Consider the following 18122-nt stretch of genomic DNA (forward strand, 5'->3'; position numbering starts at 1 on the left):
CACCAGGGCGGGTGCGGGTGCGGGGCTGGGGGCGGGGGTGGGCGCGGGGCCGGGGGCGGGCGCGCTCATCGCATCCCGCCCATGTCGTGCCCGCCCGTGCCCGGCGACGTCCCGCCGCCACCACCGGCCGGGCGCAGGCCCGGGGCCACCGGGCCGACCTGCCGTCCCACGGCGTAGGAGACGCCGAACACCGCCACCAGGAGCAGGGCGAACCCCACCAGCACACTCATCGACTTCACGTTCACGTCCCAGCAGTCGGACGGGGGTGCGTGATAGTTCCCGTACGCTCGGAGGTTCCTCGGGGGAATGTGGGAAAGTGACAAAACCTCGGAGGCAGATCCATCGAAGAGGGCACCTGATTGACCGTAACTCCCCTGACAGTGTGGCTCGTATACCGAGCTCCTCCCCGCCGCTCGCGCTGCGGGAGGTGTGACTCTTCCACAAAGGGGATGTGTGATGACGACGAACGTGGTGGTGACCGGGCTGGGCGCCACGACGCCGCTCGGCGGCGACGTGGCGACCACCTGGGAGGGGCTGCTGGCCGGCCGCTCCGGCATCCGCGCGATCGAGGAGGAGTGGGCGGCCGGCCTGCCCATCCGGATGGCCGGGCGCCTGCACGTCGAACCCGGCGAGGTGCTCGACCGTGTCCAGGCCCGCCGCCTGGACCGCTGCGAACAGGTCGCGATCGTCGCCGCCCGGGAGGCGTGGGCCGACGCCGGGCGGCCCGAGGTCGAGCCCGAGCGGCTCGCCGTCGTCGTCGGCACGGGCACGGGCGGTGCGCTCACCATCCTCGGGCAGCACGACGTACTGCGGACCTCCGGCGTGCGCAAGGTCTCCCCGCACACCGTCCCCATGCTGATGGCCAACGGCCCGGCGGCCTGGGTCAGCATCGAACTCGGCGCGCGCGGCGGCGCCCACACCCCCGTCAGCGCCTGCGCCTCCGGCGCGGAGGCCATCGCCATGGGCCTCGACCTGATCCGCCTCGGACGCGCCGACGTGGTCGTCGCGGGCGGCGCCGAAGCCTGCATCCACCCGCTGCCGCTCGCCGGATTCGCCCAGGCCAAGGCCCACTCCACCCGCAACGACGAACCCCAGCGCGCCTCCCGGCCCTTCGACGTCGACCGGGACGGCTTCGTCATCGGCGAGGGCTCCGTCCTGGTCGTCCTGGAACGCGCCGACTTCGCCGCCGCACGCGGAGCCCGTGCCCACGCCGTCCTCGCCGGAGCGGGCATCACCTCCGACGCCCACCACATCACCGCCGCCCACCCCGACGGCCAGACCCGTGCGATGCGCCTGGCCCTGGCCGCCGCGGGCCTCGCCCCGCAGGACATCCACCACGTCCACGCCCACGCGACCTCCACGCCCTCGGGCGACCTGACCGAGGCCGAGTCCGTCGCGGAGGCCGTGGGCCTCCACCCGGTCGTCACGGCCACCAAGTCCATGACCGGTCACCTCTTCGGCGCCGCCGGCGCGATGGGCGCCCTCGCCACCGTCCTCGCCATCCGCGACGGCGTGGTCCCCGCCACCGCCAACCTCGACCGCCTCGACCCCCGGATCCCCCTCGACGTCGTCGCCGGTGAACCCCGGAAGGGCCCGGTGCCGGCCGCCCTCACCAACTCCTTCGGCTTCGGCGGGCACAACGCCTCGCTGGTCTTCACCGAGGCGTAGGGCCCGGCCCGCCGACCGGTGCGCGCACCCCCGTGCCGCGCACCGGCCGGCGCCGGGCACTTGCATCCGGTACCCGGGTACAGGTCTACCGTCGAAGACGTCCCCGACCGGGGACCGGACGACAGGAGTGATCGGGATGAGTGGCCAGGAGCACCTGCGCACCTCGCAGGTCGCCGAGGCGGCCGGGGTGAACGCCCAGACCCTGCGCTACTACGAGCGCCGCGGCCTGCTGCCGGAACCCGACCGCAGCCCGGGCGGTCACCGCCTCTACGACGAGCAGGCCGTCACCGTCCTGCGGGTCATCAAGGCCGCCCAGCGGCTCGGCTTCACCCTGGAGGAGGTCGCCGAACTGCTGGAGAGCGGCCGCCACCGCCACGGCCGCCCCGTCCCCGGGCTGCAGCAGCGCGCCCGGGCCAAGCTCGCCGAGGTCGACGCGAGGATCGCCGACCTGACCACCATCCGCGAAGCCCTGACCGCAGCCCTCGACGCCGGCTGCGACGACCTCACCCGGTGCGCCGGCAGCGCCTGCTGCCCCATCCCCTTCACCGACCTCGCCGAGGAGAACCGCCATGCCGGACCCTGCTGCTGACCGGCCCGCCAACCGCGCGCCCAAGGCCCTGGCCGCTCTCGCCGCCCTGGCCTGCGTGGCCTGCTGCGCGCTGCCCGCCCTGATCGCCGCCGGAGCCGTCGGCGCCGGTGCCGGCGCGGTGGTCGGCCGGCTGCCCGCCGTCGCCGCCGCCCTGGCGGTTCTCTCGGCCGGCACCTGGTGGCTGAACCGCCGCAGGGCCGCGCGCGGCTGTGCATGCGGGTGCTCGGACAGCCCGGACGCGTTGAAGGCCCATTGACGACTCACGGAAGGCCCGCTGAACGGGACCGTTCGCGCTACGGGCGGACGCTGCGGGGACCGGTGACGGTGGCGCCCAGGGCCGTGACGCGGGTGCGGAGTTCGCGGTCGGCGGTGGCCACCAGGCAGGTGCGGTGCGGGTGTTCGGCGAGGGCGTCGTGGACGGCCTCGACGATGCGGTCGTCTCCGCTGCCGCTCGCCTCGACCACCCGCACCTCCGGCAGCGCGGCGACGCCCCGGGCCGCGCCCTCCACGACCAGCAGCACGTCGAGGGGGCCCGGCAGTTCCGGGATTCCGTGCTCGGCCACGGCAACCAGCGCGTCCCGCAGCCGCTCGGCCGCGCCGCGCCGGTCGCGCCACCATCCGTCGGGCACGGACCCGACGACGTTCGCCCCGTCCACCACCAGCAACGGCCGCCCGGCGGCACCGGCTTCCTCGCGTTCCATGGGGGCCAGCCTGCCAGGTGACCGCGTGACCGCGTGACCGCGTGGCCGGTGGGGTGCGGTCAGCCGAGGGGGTGGGCGTCCACCTCCTCGTTCAGGGCAGGGTGATACGGACCGGGTGGCCGGAGCGGGAGCCCTTGACGGCGGTGCCGTCGCCGAGGGGCCGAAGGTGCGGGTACTCGCCGTGGACGTGGCCGGTGCGGGCGTCGACGCGGTAGGCGGCGGCCCACTCCCAACCGTCGTCGTCACCTTCGAGCCCGATCAGGAGGGTGTCCCAGTCCAGGAAGTCGGTGCCCCACCAGTCGAAGTGGATCGCCCGTGGGTCGTGCCCGAACGCCTCGACGGTGAGGGCGAGGACCTCCTCGCCGCCGGGGTAGGCGTGGACGGTGAGGACCGTCCGGTCCTGGACGATCGTCACGAAGTGGCGCCCGTCGGGTGACATGGCGATGAGCCCGCGGTCGGACCAGGGGTAGCGGACGAGGTCGAGGCGGCCCTCGACCAGCGAGGCCCGGAGGAGGACGGTTCCGTTCCCACCCTGGCCGACGTCGAAGAGCACCTCGCCGCCGGTCGGGTGCACCAACTGCCGCGCACCGTGGCCGGCCGTCCCCAGCTCCTCCTCCCCGAGGGTCTCGCCGGTCGCGGCGTCGACGGCGAGGTACCGGTCGTCCGTGCCGCGCCCGGCCCTGGCGTCGGGCCGGTAGAGCCACAGCACCCGGCCGTCCGGTGAGATCGCGCAGCCGGGCCTGGGGCTGTGAGCCTTCGTCGACTCCGGCTCGAACGCCGAGCGCCACACCTGGGCACCGTCCTGCGCGACGCAGACGAGCGCGTTCATCGTCGTGTAGTAGGCGCGGGCCAGGTCGGGGGCGACGGCGTGCTGGAAGACCTCGTCCCCGGGGACGGGACGGAACACGGCCGCGGGCGTCAGCTCGCCGAACTCGTCGTCGGCGGGGCGGTACGCCCGGATCAGGCCGCCGACCAGCCAGGTGAAGGCGTTCACGGCGCCAGGTGGCGGGTCGGGTGGCCGGAGTCGGAGGCGGTGAGCCAGGAGCCGTCACCGAGGGGGTGCAGGTCGTACGCGCCTTCGCCGTGCGAGGCGATCTCGCCGTGGACCTGCCCGGTGCGGGCGTCGACGCGGTACGTGCGGAACCACTCCTCGTCCTCCTCCACGGGATCGTCCTCGGGTTCGCCGACCAGGTTGATCAGCAGGGTGTCCTGGTCCAGGTACCCGCCGGCCCACTCGACGAAGACCGTCTCGGGGTCGTGTCCGAAGGCGTCGACGGTGACGGTGAAGACCTCCTCGCCGCCCGGGTAGGCGTGGACGGTGAGGTCGTACTGGCCGTGGTCGATCGTCAGGAAGTGGCGGCCGTCGGGCGACAGGCCGATCAGGCAGCGGTCGTCCCAGGGGTAGCGGACCAGGACGGGGCGGCCTCCGGCCAGCGAGGCGCGGTAGACGACGGTGCCGTCCTGGCCCTCGCCCACGTCGACGAGAACCTCGCCGCTGGTCGGATGCGCCAGCTGGACCGCGGAGTGCCCGACCGTCTCCAGCTCCTCCTCCCCGAGGCTCTCGCCGGTCGCGGCGTCGAACGCCACGCACCGGTCGTCCGTGCCGCGCCCGGCCATGGCGTCGGGCCGGTAGACCCACACCACCCGGCCGTCCGCCGACACCTCGCAGCCGGGGTGGTGGCCGTTGGCCTCCGTCGACGCCGGCTCGAACGGCGAGCGCCACAGCTGCCCGCCCTCCGCCGTCACACAGACCAGGGCGTCGAGCGTCGTGTACCAGGCGTGCCGCAGGTCGGCCGCGACGGTGTGACCGTAGACCTCGTCCCGGCCGACGGGTCGGAACACGGCGGCGGGAACCAGCACCCCCTCCGCCCCGGCGGCGGGGCGGTAGGCGCAGACGAGACCGTCGACCAGGCGGGTGAAGGCAGACATGAGGCGGAGGCTACCGGGAGCCACTGACAACCCGGCCGCCGGGCCCTCCGCCGAACCGGGGACGGCGCGGCGGCGCCCACCGCCCCGCCGGTGGACGCGCCGGTGGACGCGCCGGGGGAGCGGGGCGTGCCGGCGAACCCGCGCCCGTGGGCTCAGTCCGCGAGGGTGATCCGGATGCCGATCGTGCCGCGCTCGCCGCGGCGCAGCCGGCTGCCGAGGAGCGTCAGGACGCCGACCAGGCCGTACTTCTGGCGCAGCAGCGTGCGGTAGGCGCCGGCGCGTTCGGGGGCGAGGATCTCGGCGGTGGCCGGGTACTGCTCGCCGGTGGGCCGGCCCTTGACGTCGCAGGGCCCGACCAGCACGTCCGCGCGGTTGCGGATGCGCTTGACCTTCCAGGAGTCGGCGACGGTCCAGACGCCCAGCGCCTCGCCGTCGCGGACCACCCACACGGGGGTCGGCACCGGAGTGCCGTCCTTCTTGTACGTGGTGACGAGCAGGTAGCTGCCGGAGGAGAGGCGGACGATCCGGGCGAGCCGGTCGGCTCCGGCGGACGCGGCGGGGTCGGGCGTGGTCATGGCGGGAAGTCTAGTGCCGCAGTTCTAAAGGCTGCGGGTGCGCCGGGAGCGCGGGGCGTGGAGCAGGGCGCGGGCCCGGCGGGAGAGGCGGCGGTGGGAGCGGCCGCCGACGGCGGTGGAGCCGCCCGTGGATCCGCCAGTGGATCCGCCCGTGGAGGAGACCGGCGCGGTGGCGGTGCGGCGGCGGGCGAGGGTGCGGGCCGCCCACAGGGCGAGGGTGGTGCCGAGGAGGGCGGCGGTCCAGGCGGCGGGGGCGAGGCCGGGGTCGTCGGTGGAGTGGGTGAACGGGGCCTGCGCCCAGCGCACGGGGTCGGTGGCGGACGGCTCGGCGGACGGCGGCGCGGACGGCGGCGCGTCCTCCTCGACCAGGCGGCCCACCGGCTGGACCTTCCCGGCGGCGGCGAAGCCCCAGTCCAGCAGGCTGGCGGCCTCGTCGTAGACCTTGCCCTGCGCCTCCGGGTGCATGACGGTGACCAGCAGGGTGCGACCGCCGCGTTCGGCGGCTCCGGTGAAGGTGGCGCCCGCGTTGGTGGTGTAGCCGTTCTTGACGCCGATCAGGCCCGGGTACTTGCCGAGCAGCCGGTCGGTGTTGGCGATGTCGAAGCTGGTGCGCTGGCCGGTCACCTTGTCGAGGCCCCCGGGGAAGCGGGCGGTGCGGGTGGAGCAGTACGAGCGGAAGTCGGCGTTGCGCAGGCCCGCGCGGGCGAAGAGGGTGAGGTCGTAGGCGGAGGAGACCTGGCCGTCCATGTCGTAGCCGTCGGGGGAGAGCACCTTGGTGTCGGTGGCGTGCAGGGCCCGGGCGCGGGCCTGCATCTCGGCGACGGTGCGCTGGAGGCCCCCGTTCATGTTCGCCAGGACGTGGACGGCGTCGTTGCCGGAACTGAGGAAGACGCCCCGCCAGAGGTCCTCGACGCGGTAGGGCAGGTTCTCCTTGACGCCGACCAGGCTGCTCCCGGCCCCGAGGTTCGCCAGCTCGGCGGGGGTGACCTTGTGCTCCGAGGCGCGGTCGAACTTGGGCATCACGGTGTCGGCGAAGAGCATCTTGAGCGTGCTGGCCGGCGGCAGCGGCAGATGGGCGTCACGGGCGGCCAGCACCTCGCCCGTACCGGCGTCGGCGATCAGCCAGGAGCGACCGGTCAGGCCCGCGGGCAGGGCGGGCGCCCCGGTCAGCGGCGCGACCTGGACGGCCTCGCGGCCCAGGCGCTCGCCGCCGACGGTGGAGGCCGCGTCCTGGGCGAGGGCCGGCGCGGAGCCCGCGGCGGCGAGCGCCAGGGCGGCGGTGGCCCCCGCCACCCGGGTGACGGACTGCCGTCCGTGCGCGCACTTCGAGCGATTCGCGTGTTTGGGCACACGGCGAACGTAACCGCGCCGCCCCCGGGCCGCCGTACCGGCTGCTCCGTCCGGACCCCGGTGCGGGCCGCGACTTTGGTGATCCCGGCCCGCACCGAAAGTCGGACTACCCGGGCAGGGGGCGCCTCCTAGGCTCGCAGCCATGAAGGACCTGCTCGGCTACCTCGGCCTCGTACTGATCCTCGGCGGCGGCACCGGCCTGCTGGCCGACCGGCTCGGCGGCTTCCGGCTCTTCGGCTTCGTCCGCCACCTGGTCCCGGACGGCCACGAGACGGTCGGGTACGCGACGCTGCTGGTCCTCGGCGTACTCCTGGCGATCCCGGCGGCGAAGCGGGGCTGAACCGGCGTCGCGCTGATCCGACAAGATGGCCCGGACAGGGCCTAGTACTCGTTGCTGGGGGCCTGGGTGGTGGGGCCGAGGTCGGGCTGGTCGCGCAGGTCGAGGGCTTCGCCGTGGTGCTGGAGTTCGAGGACGAGGAGTTCGTTGGGGCCCTCGTGCCAGAGCGGGGCGGGGGCGTAGAGGGTGCGTTGGGGGCCCTCGGCGCTGTAGCGGCCGAGGAGGAAGCCGTTGAGCCAGAGCAGGCCGTGGCCCCAGCCGGGGAGGGCGACGAAACCGTCGGCGGGGGCGGGGAGTTCGGTGGTGAAGCGGTGGAACGTCGGTTCGCCGTCGTGGACTTGGGCCTCCGGTGAGTACCGCAGCGCGGACAGGTCCGTCAGCGGCAGCGGGTGGATCTGCCAGTCGAAGAGTCGCTGGTGGCCGTGGGAGACGCCGCGGGTGATGCCCTTGCGATCGTCCATCTGGGGGCCGTAGTTCACCCGGCCGAGCGCCTCGACGAGGATGTCCAGCACCACCCCGTCCTCGCCGGTGGCCAGGGGCAGGGTGTCGCCGGGGGAGTTGCGGTCGAGCGTGCCGAGCGGGCGCCCGTCCGCGAAGACGTATGCACAGTCGGCCAAACCGTCGACGCGCAGCGGGAGTTCCTCGCGCGGGCCGGGCACGCGGGTGCGGTAGTGGATGAATCCGCGGTCCTGACCGAGGCGTTCCATCGGCTCGGGGGACGGGCGGTGGACGGGGGTGGAGAGCGCGTCCAGGGAGGCGGAGGTGAGCAGCGGCGCGCGGCCGGAGGAGACGATCCGCTGCGGGGCCAAGCGCGGTGGCCGGGCGGGGAGTTCGTCCTCCGGCAGCGGGACGTAGCGACCGATGACCTCCCGGAAGGCGTGGAACTTCTCGGTCAGCTCGCCCGCCTCGCCGATCGGGGCGTCGTAGTCGTAGCTGGTGACGGTCGGCTCGTACCCGGAGTCGTACGGGTGGGCGCCGGTGTGGTTGGCGCCAGCCCAGAGGCCGAAGCTGGTGCCGCCGTGGGCCATGTAGAGGTTGACGGAGGCGCCGGTGGCGAGCAGTTCGTCGAGGGAGGCGGCGGACTCCTTCGGGTCGCGGACGTGGTGGGGCCTGCCCCACCGGTCGAACCAGCCGATCCAGAACTCCATGACGGCGAGCGGCCCTTGGGGCCGGTGTCGGCGCAGGACCGTGAGGCGTTCGGGGGCGCGGGAGCCGAAGGTGGCGGTGGCGAGGTGGCCGGGCAGGGAGCCGCCCTGCTGCATGGTGTCCTGGGCGCCGTCGGTGGTGAACAGCAGGCAGTCGACGCCGCGGGCGACCAGGCCGTCGCGCAGGTGGCGCAGGTAGGCGGCGTCGTCGCCGTAGCTGCCGTACTCGTTCTCGACCTGGACGGCGACGACCGGCCCGCCCCGGCTGCCGAGCAGGGGCAGCACCTCGGGCACGAGCGCGTCGAACCAGGCGTCCACCTCGGCGAGGTAGGCCGGGTCGGCGCAGCGCAGCCGCAGGCCGTCCACGGCGAGCAGCCGGGCGGGCAGGCCCCCGAACTCCCACTCGGCGCAGATGTACGGGCCGGGGCGCAGGATCACGTCCAGGCCGAGGTCTCCGGCCAGGCGCAGGAACCGGGGGAGGTCCCGCCAACCGGTGAAGTCGACGGTACCGCCCGGGAGTTCGTGGAAGTTCCAGGGGACGTACGTGTCGACGGTGTTGACCCCGAGCGCCCGGACGCGGCGCAGCCGGTCCTCCCACTGGTCGGGGTGGACGCGGAAGTAGTGGATCGCGCCGGAGACGATGCGGTGGGGCTCGCCGTCGCGCAGGAAGCCGTTGGCGTCGAGGTCGAGTTCGAGTCGGGTCACGGGGGACGTCACCTGTCTTCGGGGGAGGGTGGCGAGGCCGTCCAGCGTACGGGCAGGGGCACCCGGTCGGTCGTCTCCCACACCGCAGGGGAGCGATTGCGCCGATTGTAGGATCGGCGCGGACTCAACGGGGGAGGACGAGACGTTCGGATCACGCGAGCGCGTGGCGGAGTTGCCGGCCCGGCGCCGACACCGCCGTCGGCACCCGCTAGGAGAAGCCCGCGGTGTCGAGCTCGAGGTCGAGCGGCGCGGGCAGCCGTACGGGGGTTCCGAAGGGATGGGGGCCTTCGATCAGGGTGTAGCCGAGCCGGCCGGGCCGGGAGAACAGGGTGCAGGTGCGTTCCTGCCGGTCGACCAGGAGGTACACGGGGGCGCCGAACTGGGAGTAGCGCCGCCGCTTCGTGGTTCGGTCGGTGTCGCCGTTCGACGGCGACGTGACTTCGACGACGAGCATGGTCTGGTCGGGCAGGAGCGCACCTTCGGTCTTCGCCAACTCGGCCGGCACGACGGCGAGATCCGGCACGTAGTAGTTCTCCGTCCCCGGCAGGTCGAGGTTCCCCGACCCGGCACGCAGACCGAGCTCGCGCATGCGGGGCCCGATCTGTTCGCGGATCAGGTCGATGGCGGTCTCGTGGGCCCAGGACGGTGACACGGGGGTGATGACTCCCTCGACGATCTCGACACGATCGCCCGCAATATGCCGAATCGCATACTTCAGGGCTTGCTCCGGATTCGGCACCTGGCTGTAGTCGCCTGGGCTCGCGTGCGCCGTACTCACGTGCTGTTCTCCTGTCCGAAACTCAGTCCTCGGAACGGACCAGTGACATCTGCAGAGCGGAACGCTCACGGATGGTGTGGCCCTGATTACGTTACTAGGTGCGGGTATGCGACGTGGACGGCGTGCCTCGAGGAAGTGCCCTATCGGGGAGCGCCGGACGCGGCGATGCCGGCGAGGAGGACGGCGAGGCCCTCGTGGAGGGGCTGGGGCGGGGTGGGGGCGGACTGCATCGCGGTGAAGAGGGGGTAGTGCTGCGGGAGGTCGGGGGCGAGGTCGGCGAGGCCCGTGGAGCGGGCGGTCCACCAGGCTTCGTCGGAGATGCCGGTGGCTTCGGCGGCGCCGCGGGCGTCGGCGGTGGCGGCGGCGAGGCCGCGGACGAACTGCCAGAGGGCGGCGACGGCTCCGCGCAGGCGGGTGGGTGGCAGGGCGGCGGGGGTGAGGGCGCGCAGGAGGGTTTCCATGGCGGCGAGTTCGGCGGGGCCGAGGACGGGGCGGGCCTGGGAGATCCGGAGCATCCAGGGGTGGCGCAGGTAGCACTCGTAGAGGTCCTCGGCCCAGGTGGTGACGGCTTCGCGCCAGTCCTCCGACTCGCCTTCACGGGTGGGGAGTTCGGCGAGTGCGCGGTCGTGCATGAGGTCGAGGAGTTCGTCCTTGCCGGGGACGTACGTGTAGAGCGCCATGGCGGTGCGGCCGAGGCGTTCGCCGACGGCGCGCATGGAGAGGGCGGCCATGCCCCCGGCGTCGGCGACTTCCAGCGCGGCGCTGACGATGGCGTCCACGCTCAGTGCCGGTTTGGGGCCGGTACGGGGGGCGGGTGGCGGCGCGGCGCCCCAGAGGAGGGCGAGTGAGCGGCGGGCGTCGCCCTGCCCGGCGTAGACGGTCATCCCGGCATCTCCTTATGGCGTAAAGTGCCGCCCCCGACGGCAACTCTTTATGTCGTAAGGTTACCAACCGAAGGGGTTCGCGATGACACCGCCCACCACGCTGCCGGTCGCCTTCGTCGAGGTCGCGGACGTGCGGGAGCGGCGGCCGCCGGTCGGGCCCGCCGGGTTGAGCGTGCGCCGGCTGCGGGAGGGGCTCGCCCAGCGCTGAGGTGTTTTCGCGCGGCGCGGAGGGGGAAGGGTGCGAGACGTCGTCCGATCGCTGTCGAATGTCGCTCTCGGATGGCGATGGTTCGCCAGTGTCCAGAGTTCGCCACCGACTCTTCCCGTTCGGCTCCGGTCGGCTGTGACAGGTGCGTGATCAGGTGTGCGACCAGGCGTGTGACCAGGCGCGTAACCAGGTGCGTAGCCAGGGATGTGGCCGGATGCGGTCAGGGGAAAAGCGGGGACCTGGCCCGATTTCTCCCATGAATTTTACTTTCTGATGGTCATTTTTACTTTCTGATGGGGATTTCCCCCCTTGTCGTGGTCGTGTCGCATGCGCTGGAATTCGACCGCAGTCGGGACGCGCGGTCCGGACCAACCACGCGGCCGATCTGGACTCGCGTACGGTGGGCCGTGCTACCTGACGTCTCATCAGACGAAAGGATGTCCATTGATCGGCTGGCGAAAGGCCCAGCTCGCAGCTGCCGTCACGGTCACCACCGCGTCCATGGTTCTCACCTTCGGGACCTGTGCGAACGCGGCCCCCGTCCCGGCCCCGCAGGACGCCCCGGCGGCGTCCGCGGACGGGCCGGCGGCTCCGGTGATCGTGATCCTGAAGGACCAGATAGCGGACGCCCCGGCCGATTCCGGCCACGTCGGCGCCCGCCAGCAGAAGACCGCGCACGCGCAGGCTCCGCTGCTGGACAAGGTCAAGGCCGGCGGCGGCACCGACGTCAAGAGCTTCGTGGTCGGCAACGCCTTCTCGGCCACCGTGAGCCCGGCGCTGCGCGCGTCCCTCCAGGCCGACCCGTCCGTCGCCTCCGTGGTGACGGACACCCAGGTGCAGGTCGCCCCGGCGGCCGCGGGTGCGGCGAAGAAGGACAAGGACGCCACCAAGGCGGCCAAGGCCGGCGGGAAGTCCGAGGCCGTTTCGGGCAGTAACGGTCAGACCTCGGCGGAGAACGCGACCAACACGGTCTGCCCCTCCGACCCGTCCAAGCCGCTGCTGGAGCCCGAGGGCCTCTACTCCACCCACGCCTACACCGGCAACGGCAAGCCCGGCGTGGAGAACCTGGCCACCGGCAAGGGCGTCAAGGTCGCCTACATCGCGGACGGCCTCGACCCGAACAACCCGGACTTCATCCGGGCCGACGGCTCGCACGCCGTCGTCGACTACCAGGACTTCGCGGGCGAGGGCGTCAACACGCCCACCGGTGGCGCGGAAGCCTTCGGCGACGCCTCGGCGGTCATCGCCCAGGGCCGCCAGGTCTACGACGTCGCGGACTTCGTCAACCCCTCGCACGCGCTGAAGGCCGGCTGCACCATCCGCATCCGCGGCCTGGCGCCCGACGCCGACCTGGTCGCGCTGCGGGCCGGCGGCGAGATGATGTCCAACTCGTCGATCCTGCAGGCCATCGACTACGCGGTGCGGGTCTCGCACGTCGACGTGCTCAACGAGTCCTTCGGTGGCAACGTCACCCCGGACAGCGGCGCGCACGACACCATCGCGCTCTTCAACGAGCAGGCCGTCAAGGCCGGTGTCACCGTCGCCGTCTCCACGGGCGACGCGGGCATCAGCGGCACGATCGGGACCCCGGCCACGGACCCGTTCGTCATCGCGGTCGGTGCCTCCACCGACAACCAGAACTACCAGCAGACGGGTTACGCGGGCGCCCAGTTCTCCAACAAGACCTGGAGCAACAACCGCATCTCCGCGCTGTCCTCCGGCGGCTTCACCCAGGCCGGCCGCACCGTCGACCTGGTCGCCCCGGGCGAGTCGGACTGGGCCCTGTGCTCGCCCGACACCACCAAGTACACGGACTGCACCGGGTTCAGCGGCAAGGGTTCGCCGATCCAGTCCTTCGGCGGCACCAGCCAGTCGGCCCCGTTCGTCACCGGCGCCGCGGCCCTGGTCATCCAGGCGTACCGCGACACCCACGGCGGCGACTCCCCGACCCCGGCCCTGGTGAAGCGCCTGCTCACCGGCACCGCGCAGGACCTCGGCGTCCCGGCGGAGGAGCAGGGCGCCGGTCTGCTGAACGTCCGGGCCGCCGTCGAGGCCGCCCGCGGCTACGACGACGGTGACGGCACCGAGGGCGCCAACACCGTGGTCGTCAACACCGGCCAGCAGGACATCGCCGGCACCCCGGGCTCGACCCACACCGCCGACGTGGCCGTCAGCAACACCAGCGACAGCCCGCAGACCGTCAGCGCCTCGACCCGCGCCTTCGCGCCGCAGTCGAACAACTCGCAGACCGTGACGCTGGACACCTCCTCCAAGGACACCTTCAAGTACGCGACCAACGGCGCGGACTGGGTCCAGAAGCAGGTCAAGTTCACCGTCCCGGCGGGCGCCGACCGCCTCGCGGCCTCCATCGCCTGGCAGGGCGCCCCGAACCCGGTCACCAACGGCCCGGTCGTGCGCCTGACGCTGCTCGACCCGTCCGGCCGGTTCGAGACGAACACCCGCCCGCAGGGCGGCGCCACCCCGGCCAACTTCGGCCTGGTGGACGTCCCGCGCCCGGTCGCCGGTGAGTGGACGGCCGTCTTCTACACCCCGGCCGGCGCGAAGGGCTACAACGGCCCGGTCCAGTTCGGCACCGCCACCCAGCGGGCCGTCCCGGCCGGCGGCGTGAGCCCGACCACCACCGAGCTGCAGCCCGGTGAGACCAAGCACCTCAAGGTGCAGCTCACCACCCCGGCGACCAGCGGTGACTCCAGCGAGGCCATCGTGGTCTCCAGCTCGAACGGCAGCACCACCAGCGTGCCGGTCGTGCTGCGCAGCCTCGTCCCGCTCAAGGACGGTCAGGGCACCTTCACCGGCACCATCACCGGTGGCAACGCCCGCGGCTCCTCCCCGACGCAGTCCTTCGCGTACGGCTTCGACGTCCCGAAGGGCCAGAAGGACCTGCGGGTCGGCCTGACGGTCAAGGACCCGAAGCTGCTCATGCAGGGCGCGCTGATCAGCCCCAACGGCACCCCGGTCGACATCGAGGGCAACGCCGTCCTCGACGCCCAGGGCAACCTGACGGGCAGCGCGGCCGGTGTCTCGGCCACCACGATCAACCCGGCCGAGGGCCACTGGCGCTTCGTCCTGAACGTGCTCGGCCCGGTCAGCGGCCAGGAGCTCGCGCAGGACTTCACCGGTACGGTCGCGCTCAACCGCAACCAGGCCACCGCGGCCGGCCTGCCGAACGACGGCAAGGTCAAGCTGGAGGCCGGCAAGCCGGTCAACGTGACGGTGAACTACACCAACAACACCGTCGCGCCGCAGCGGATCGCGGCCGAGGGCCGTCTCGACAGCCGGGTGGACGTGCCGCTGGTGCCGCAGGGCGCCTCCGCGACCGTCGCCCTGCCGCTGAGCCTCAGCTCCTCGGTGCCGTCCTTCCTGGTGCCCCCGGGCACCGACCAGCTCAAGGGTGTCGCGGCCTCCACGACCCCGGCCCAGCTGGAGCTGAGCGCCACCACCGGCTCGCCGGACCTGTTCGGTGACCTCAAGAAGGCCCAGAACGGCTCCACCATCTCGGTGGTGACCTCGAAGGGCAGCGCCGCGCAGCAGGTCGTCCCGGGCAACTGGGGCACCTTCGTGCAGCAGATCGGCCCGTTCGCCGGCCCCGCCCCGGCGGGTTCGGCCACGATCACCGCCACCGCGCACACCCTGGCGTTCGACCCGGCGCTGACCTCCAGCACCGGTGACCCGTTCGCCGCCTCGGTGAACGCCTCGGCCCCGGCCGCCACCCCGGTGGTCGTCCAGCCGGGCGCCAGCGGCTCGCTGCAGGTGACCGTGACCCCGACCGGCCCGAAGGGCAGCACGGTCAAGGGTGTGCTGTACCTGGTGTCCGGCCCGAGCTCGGTCGCGGCCGCCAACAACAGCCTCGGCACCACCGGTGCGGTGCTCGCGGCGATCCCGTACAGCTACACCGTGAGCTGACGGATCAGCCAAGGAATCATCAGTAACGCCCAACTGGCCGAGGCCGTCCCGGAGTTCCGGGGCGGCCTCGGTCGCGTTTCGTCAGGGGAAAGGTGGGCAGGGACCGGGGTGCAGGACATGTCGGCCCACATGGGGAGCGGTTTTGTACGAGGAGATCAAGCACAGCGAGGTCGAGGTCAACGGGGTGCGGCTGCACATCGCGGAGCAGGGCGAGGGGCCGCTGGTCCTGCTGCTGCACGGCTTCCCCGAGAGCTGGTACTCCTGGCGCCACCAGTTCGCGCCGCTCGCCGAGGCGGGCTACCGGGTCGTCGCGCCCGACCAGCGCGGGTACGCCCGCAGCGAGCAGCCCGAGCAGATCGACGCCTACACCCTGCTGCACCTGCTGGGCGACGTGGCCGGGCTGATCAACGCGCTCGGCGCCGAGCAGGCCGTCGTCATCGGCCACGACTGGGGCGCGCCCGTCGCGTGGTCCGCCGCCGCGCTGCGGCCCGACCTGGTGCGCGGTGTCGCGGGCCTGAGCGTGCCGCCGCTGCCCGCCGGGCCGTCCCCGCTGGCGGCGGCGCGGGAGAACTTCGGCGAGGGCTTCTACCAGATCTACTTCCAGGAGCCGGGCAAGGCCGACGCGGAGCTCGCGGCCGACGTCAGGGCCAGCCTGCGGCGCGTCCTGTGCGGCGTCCAGCCGGACGGGAAGCCCCGGCCGTGGGTGGTGCCCGAGGGCAAGGCGCTGCTGGACACCCTCCCCGAGCCGGAGCACCTGCCCGACTGGCTCACCGAGGCCGACCTCGACGCCATGGCCGCCGACTACGGCCTGCACGGCGAGCGGGCGTTCACCGGCGGGCTCAACTGGTACCGCAACATCGACCGCAACAACGAGCTGATGCAGGCGTTCAAGGGCCTGCGCATCGAGGCGCCGGCCCTGTACGTGGTGGGCGAGCAGGACCTGGTGAACGCGATGGTCCCGGCGCCGGTGCTGTCCTACCTGCTGGGCGAGGTCACGCCGAACCTGTACCGCCACGTCCGGCTGCCGGACACCGGGCACTGGACGCAGCAGGAGCGGCCGGCCGAGGTGACGGAGGCGCTGCTCGACTTCCTCAAGCACCTGGACGGGTAGGCACCTGGACGGGTAGGCGCGTTGACGGGTAGGCGCGTTGACGGGTGGCGGCCTCCTCCTTCGCGGAGGAGGCCGCCACCGGCCCGGCTACTCCTGGGTGAAGCGCAGGCCGCTGCGCAGAACGGCGGACTCCAGCGGGTTGCCGTAGTCGCGGGAGGAGACGATCAGGCCGTCGACGATCCGCATGACGCAGATGTAGCGGAGGCTGAACTCCTCCTCGCTCGCGGTCATCCGGCCGTGGACGCGGAACTCGGCGATCACGACCTCCGGGTCCACCGTCTCGTGGATGCTCACACCGTCGACGGAGTGGAAGGTCCACAGCCCGGCGGTGACCTTCATCTGCTCGCGCATGACCTCCCGGCCGGCGCTCTCCTGCGGGATGCCGTCCGGGGCGAAGGGGATGCTCACCACGGCGTCCGGGGCGTAGCAGTCGGCGAGGGCCTCGCGGGGGCCCTCGACCGTGATGCGCAGGAACTCCTCGACGGTCTCGCGGGGTGTGCGGGTGGCAACGGACATGGTGCTCTCCCTCGGTCGGCAGGTGGGGCCGTAGTATCGGAACGGTGGCCCCGTTTCGACGATACGGAACGAGCGCCCCGTTTGTCGACCCGTCAGCCCGCTTGCGAGGAGACCCATGTCCACGACCCCGACCCCCGAGGACAGCCGCCCGCTGCGGGCCGACGCCCGCCGCAACCGGGCCAAGGTGCTGGCGGCGGCCCGCGAGGCGTTCACCGCCGAGGGGCTGGCCGTACCGCTGGACGAGATCGCCCGCCGGGCGGGGGTCGGCGCTGGCACGGTCTACCGGCACTTCCCCACCAAGGAGGCGCTGTTCGAGGCCGTCGTCTCGGACACCCTGGAGAACCAGACCGCGCGCGGCCGGGCCGTACTGGCCGAGGGCGACCCGGGCGCGGGGCTGTTCACCTTCCTCGAGGAACTGGTCGCCGGGGCGATGGTCAAGATGGACCTCGCCGACGCGCTGATCGGCGCGGGCGTCCAACTGCAGCCGGGCACCTCGGCCGTGGCGGCACAACTGCGGGAGGTGCTCGTCGAGTTGCTCGCCCGGGCACAGGCCGCCGGGGCCGTGCGCACCGACGTGGACGGGGCCGACCTGCACGCGCTGATCGCCGGCGCGGTCGCGGCCGAACGCCGCCGCCCGGCGGACGCGCGGGACGGGCGGCTGGTGCGGGTGCTGTGCGACGGGCTACGGGCGTGATCCGAAAGACACGGCCTAACCCTGTCGTGGTTCGGCGAAGAGGCTGTTGAAGTACATCCGGCCGATGCGGTCCCTGATCTTCGCGCGCCGCTGCGCCTTGTTGAGTCCCCTGCCCTCGATCTCGCTGTAGTCGTCCTTGGCCAGTTCCTGCTCGATCGCTTCGACCAGGCGCCGTTGCGAGCCGCCCTCGTCATGCGTTTCGAGGTAGGCGACCATGGCGTCCCAGGGCCGGTTCAGCCCCGTGACCCCGGCGGCCGTGGCCCGCTCCCTGACCACGGTGACGATCGAGTTGTCGGCGCTGGTGTACTCGGTGCGCATGCTCCCGGTCCGGGGGTTCTCGTTCACGAGCATGTTGTGGTACTCGACCAGGGCCCGGCGGCCCTCGGACATGTCCACGCTGAACCCCTGCTCGTGCTGGAGCAGATGGCCCATCTCGTGCTGGATGGTCTGCAGGGCGGTGTACCCGCCCTCGGGCCTGCTGTTGACCAGGATGATCCGGTACTCCGACAGGTAGCCGCCGCCACCTGCCAGGGCCACGGCGTCGGCCGCCATGTCATCGGCCCGACCGCCGTTGAGGGCGTGGACGCTCAGGTTCAGCTCCGCATCGGTCAGGTTGAGGCAGTGCCCGGCCGGATACGCGCGGAACGGCGTCCCGGCCGTGACGTCGTCCGGCACCTCGACGATCTTCACCGGGCCGGTGATGCCCTGGGCCTCCTGCTCGCTCTGGATCACCGCCGGGTCGATGACGCGCTGAACGGCGAGGCCCGCACCGGCCGCCGGGCGGCGGCGTTCGCGCTCCAGCATCTCGACGGCGGCGGCGTTGCCCACCGTCCGCTGCAGGGCCAGCCCGGGTGGCAGGGCCGCCGCCCGCGTACGGGGGGAGCGGCGCGTCTCGTGGTCGCTCTGTCGGGCCGGCTCCTGGGCGTGCATGTGCGTCCTCCGGTGATACGACACGGATGACACGCAGTCTCGTGCACGGCCCGCACCCCGGCCCAGGCCCGGACGGAC

19 protein-coding genes are annotated in these 18122 nt (G+C 72.9%); 8 read left to right on the forward strand and 11 right to left on the reverse strand.

Translation table 11 applies throughout. The features are described from left to right. Positions 1-65: 65 nt before the first annotated feature. Complete coding sequence (locus IH61_RS41935) at positions 66-230, reverse strand: hypothetical protein (protein ID WP_158845622.1); 165 nt, start codon at positions 228-230, stop codon at positions 66-68. Between the two features lie 226 nt (positions 231-456). On the opposite strand from IH61_RS41935, the gene IH61_RS0134805 reads away from it, so the two are divergent. From IH61_RS0134805 to IH61_RS41940, 3 genes are all read left to right on the forward strand, one after another. Continuing rightward, on the forward strand, positions 457-1668 hold the full coding sequence (locus IH61_RS0134805) for a beta-ketoacyl-[acyl-carrier-protein] synthase family protein (protein WP_031077397.1): 1212 nt from the start codon (positions 457-459) through the stop codon (positions 1666-1668). Between the two features lie 136 nt (positions 1669-1804). Continuing rightward, a complete protein-coding gene (locus IH61_RS0134810) occupies positions 1805-2257 on the forward strand; it encodes a MerR family transcriptional regulator (RefSeq protein WP_031077399.1) in 453 nt (150 codons plus the stop codon). Further along, complete coding sequence (locus IH61_RS41940) at positions 2238-2513, forward strand: hypothetical protein (protein ID WP_051838562.1); 276 nt, start codon at positions 2238-2240, stop codon at positions 2511-2513. Before IH61_RS0134810 ends, IH61_RS41940 begins: the two co-directional genes overlap by 20 nt. Before the next feature lie 37 nt (positions 2514-2550). Here the strand turns inward: IH61_RS41940 and IH61_RS0134820 are convergent, their stop codons facing one another. The 5 genes from IH61_RS0134820 to IH61_RS41945 form a co-directional block, all read right to left on the reverse strand. Next, positions 2551-2958 carry a hypothetical protein gene (locus tag IH61_RS0134820; protein ID WP_031077404.1) on the reverse strand — a complete coding sequence of 136 codons (408 nt, stop codon included), beginning with the start codon at positions 2956-2958 and terminating at the stop codon, positions 2551-2553. A gap of 91 nt (positions 2959-3049) precedes the next feature. Then, a complete protein-coding gene (locus IH61_RS0134825; protein WP_031077406.1) occupies positions 3050-3952 on the reverse strand; it encodes a hypothetical protein in 903 nt (300 codons plus the stop codon). Further along, positions 3949-4887: a hypothetical protein gene (locus IH61_RS0134830; RefSeq protein WP_031077408.1), complete on the reverse strand. Its 939-nt coding sequence runs from the start codon at positions 4885-4887 to the stop codon at positions 3949-3951. The genes IH61_RS0134825 and IH61_RS0134830 overlap by 4 nt, the downstream gene beginning before the upstream one ends. Before the next feature lie 152 nt (positions 4888-5039). Next, positions 5040-5462, reverse strand: coding sequence for a PPOX class F420-dependent oxidoreductase (locus tag IH61_RS0134835; protein ID WP_051838563.1), 423 nt, complete (start codon positions 5460-5462; stop codon positions 5040-5042). A gap of 24 nt (positions 5463-5486) precedes the next feature. After that, positions 5487-6812, reverse strand: a complete 1326-nt coding sequence (locus tag IH61_RS41945; RefSeq protein WP_420714046.1) for a D-alanyl-D-alanine carboxypeptidase family protein — start codon at positions 6810-6812, stop codon at positions 5487-5489. A gap of 142 nt (positions 6813-6954) precedes the next feature. Here IH61_RS41945 and IH61_RS0134845 point away from each other — a divergent pair, with 142 nt between their 5' ends. Continuing rightward, complete coding sequence (locus tag IH61_RS0134845) at positions 6955-7152, forward strand: hypothetical protein (protein ID WP_051838564.1); 198 nt, start codon at positions 6955-6957, stop codon at positions 7150-7152. Between the two features lie 41 nt (positions 7153-7193). Here the strand turns inward: IH61_RS0134845 and IH61_RS0134850 are convergent, their stop codons facing one another. The 3 genes from IH61_RS0134850 to IH61_RS0134860 form a co-directional block, all read right to left on the reverse strand. Beyond that, the gene (locus tag IH61_RS0134850; protein ID WP_234327464.1) at positions 7194-8999 is read right to left on the reverse strand and encodes a glycoside hydrolase family 35 protein; all 1806 of its coding nucleotides are present in this window, start codon (positions 8997-8999) and stop codon (positions 7194-7196) included. A 208-nt stretch (positions 9000-9207) separates the two neighbouring features. Next, positions 9208-9777, reverse strand: coding sequence for a Uma2 family endonuclease (locus IH61_RS0134855; protein ID WP_031077419.1), 570 nt, complete (start codon positions 9775-9777; stop codon positions 9208-9210). Positions 9778-9917: 140 nt separating this feature from the next. Continuing rightward, positions 9918-10661 (reverse strand): TetR/AcrR family transcriptional regulator, encoded by a 744-nt coding sequence (locus IH61_RS0134860; protein WP_031077421.1) that lies wholly within the window; start codon positions 10659-10661, stop codon positions 9918-9920. Positions 10662-10743: 82 nt separating this feature from the next. On the opposite strand from IH61_RS0134860, the gene IH61_RS49800 reads away from it, so the two are divergent. The 3 genes from IH61_RS49800 (at position 10744) to IH61_RS0134875 (ending at position 15904) form a co-directional block, all read left to right on the forward strand. Further along, complete coding sequence (locus IH61_RS49800; RefSeq protein WP_267884087.1) at positions 10744-10869, forward strand: hypothetical protein; 126 nt, start codon at positions 10744-10746, stop codon at positions 10867-10869. A gap of 444 nt (positions 10870-11313) precedes the next feature. Beyond that, positions 11314-14793 carry a S8 family serine peptidase gene (locus IH61_RS0134870; RefSeq protein ID WP_037973761.1) on the forward strand — a complete coding sequence of 1160 codons (3480 nt, stop codon included), beginning with the start codon at positions 11314-11316 and terminating at the stop codon, positions 14791-14793. Positions 14794-14935: 142 nt separating this feature from the next. Then, entirely contained in the window at positions 14936-15904 is a 969-nt protein-coding gene (locus IH61_RS0134875) for an alpha/beta fold hydrolase (RefSeq protein WP_031077424.1), read from the forward strand. A gap of 87 nt (positions 15905-15991) precedes the next feature. Here the strand turns inward: IH61_RS0134875 and IH61_RS41950 are convergent, their stop codons facing one another. Further along, complete coding sequence (locus IH61_RS41950; RefSeq protein ID WP_037973762.1) at positions 15992-16420, reverse strand: nuclear transport factor 2 family protein; 429 nt, start codon at positions 16418-16420, stop codon at positions 15992-15994. A gap of 115 nt (positions 16421-16535) precedes the next feature. On the opposite strand from IH61_RS41950, the gene IH61_RS0134885 reads away from it, so the two are divergent. Then, on the forward strand, positions 16536-17114 hold the full coding sequence (locus IH61_RS0134885) for a TetR/AcrR family transcriptional regulator (RefSeq protein WP_051838565.1): 579 nt from the start codon (positions 16536-16538) through the stop codon (positions 17112-17114). Positions 17115-17129: 15 nt separating this feature from the next. Here the strand turns inward: IH61_RS0134885 and IH61_RS0134890 are convergent, their stop codons facing one another. After that, positions 17130-18044, reverse strand: coding sequence for a hypothetical protein (locus tag IH61_RS0134890; protein WP_031077430.1), 915 nt, complete (start codon positions 18042-18044; stop codon positions 17130-17132). Positions 18045-18122 lie beyond the last annotated feature (78 nt).

Origin of the sequence: Streptomyces sp. NRRL WC-3742, from assembly GCF_000720635.1 — a bacterium.
Classification (GTDB): domain Bacteria; phylum Actinomycetota; class Actinomycetes; order Streptomycetales; family Streptomycetaceae; genus Kitasatospora.

Coding starts and splice junctions, on each gene's coding strand:
- IH61_RS41935 (WP_158845622.1), bottom strand. CDS start 230: ATGAGTGTGCTGGTGGGGTTCGCCCTGCTCCTGGTGGCGGTGTTCGGC.
- IH61_RS0134805 (WP_031077397.1), top strand. CDS start 457: ATGACGACGAACGTGGTGGTGACCGGGCTGGGCGCCACGACGCCGCTC.
- IH61_RS0134810 (WP_031077399.1), top strand. CDS start 1,805: ATGAGTGGCCAGGAGCACCTGCGCACCTCGCAGGTCGCCGAGGCGGCC.
- IH61_RS41940 (WP_051838562.1), top strand. CDS start 2,238: ATGCCGGACCCTGCTGCTGACCGGCCCGCCAACCGCGCGCCCAAGGCC.
- IH61_RS0134820 (WP_031077404.1), bottom strand. CDS start 2,958: ATGGAACGCGAGGAAGCCGGTGCCGCCGGGCGGCCGTTGCTGGTGGTG.
- IH61_RS0134830 (WP_031077408.1), bottom strand. CDS start 4,887: ATGTCTGCCTTCACCCGCCTGGTCGACGGTCTCGTCTGCGCCTACCGC.
- IH61_RS0134835 (WP_051838563.1), bottom strand. CDS start 5,462: ATGACCACGCCCGACCCCGCCGCGTCCGCCGGAGCCGACCGGCTCGCC.
- IH61_RS0134845 (WP_051838564.1), top strand. CDS start 6,955: ATGAAGGACCTGCTCGGCTACCTCGGCCTCGTACTGATCCTCGGCGGC.
- IH61_RS0134860 (WP_031077421.1), bottom strand. CDS start 10,661: ATGACCGTCTACGCCGGGCAGGGCGACGCCCGCCGCTCACTCGCCCTC.
- IH61_RS49800 (WP_267884087.1), top strand. CDS start 10,744: ATGACACCGCCCACCACGCTGCCGGTCGCCTTCGTCGAGGTCGCGGAC.
- IH61_RS41950 (WP_037973762.1), bottom strand. CDS start 16,420: ATGTCCGTTGCCACCCGCACACCCCGCGAGACCGTCGAGGAGTTCCTG.
- IH61_RS0134885 (WP_051838565.1), top strand. CDS start 16,536: ATGTCCACGACCCCGACCCCCGAGGACAGCCGCCCGCTGCGGGCCGAC.
- IH61_RS0134890 (WP_031077430.1), bottom strand. CDS start 18,044: ATGCACGCCCAGGAGCCGGCCCGACAGAGCGACCACGAGACGCGCCGC.